This is a genomic window from Vibrio sp. 1580, from assembly GCF_033340055.1.
In genome coordinates this window covers 1-520 of record NZ_JAWOVT010000721.1, presented here as the reverse complement: position 1 = coordinate 520, position 520 = coordinate 1, and the positions used below count along the sequence as shown (strand labels likewise).

Here is a 520-nt window from a genome sequence, read left to right as displayed (position 1 = left end):
ACCTGAACGCCAAAAACCTTGAAAACCTTGCGCAACCGCCGCCATCTGCATTGCTTGAACAGCGCAACCTGCAGAAAGATATTGTTCCAATGCAGGGACTTTTTCATGCTCGGTTACTTTCGCGATCACGGTAATGACCATTGGGGCACGAAACGGCGCATTTTTCACTTTTTCGATCACGGCTTCATCACTATGGTCTGCAATCGCGGCTTTCACCAAAATATCTGATAGCTTCTTCAAACCATCACCTTGAGCAATCACAAAACGCCAAGGGGTTAAGCCCGCATGGTCAGGAGCACGAAGACCTGCACGAATAATATTCTCCAACGCTTTGCCCTCTGGTGCTGGCGCAGATAATTTAGCGATAGAGCGACGGTTAAGCAAAAGATCGAGAGCTTCCATGAGCGAGTCCTTATTGAATCTAACTGTTATTTTCTTTGCTGCTCACTTTAGCATAATCCTCTCACTCGAATAACAATCTGTTTTTTAGGGATTATCGTGATGATTCACACAAACCGAG

At 45.8% G+C, this 520-nt stretch carries 1 protein-coding gene; it reads right to left on the bottom strand.

Going from position 1 to position 520, the window contains the following annotated elements:
- Window positions 1-402: NAD(P)H nitroreductase (locus R7093_RS28035; RefSeq protein ID WP_318147386.1), on the bottom strand; the 402-nt coding region annotated here is incomplete at its 3' end.
- Window positions 403-520: the final 118 nt, after the last annotated feature.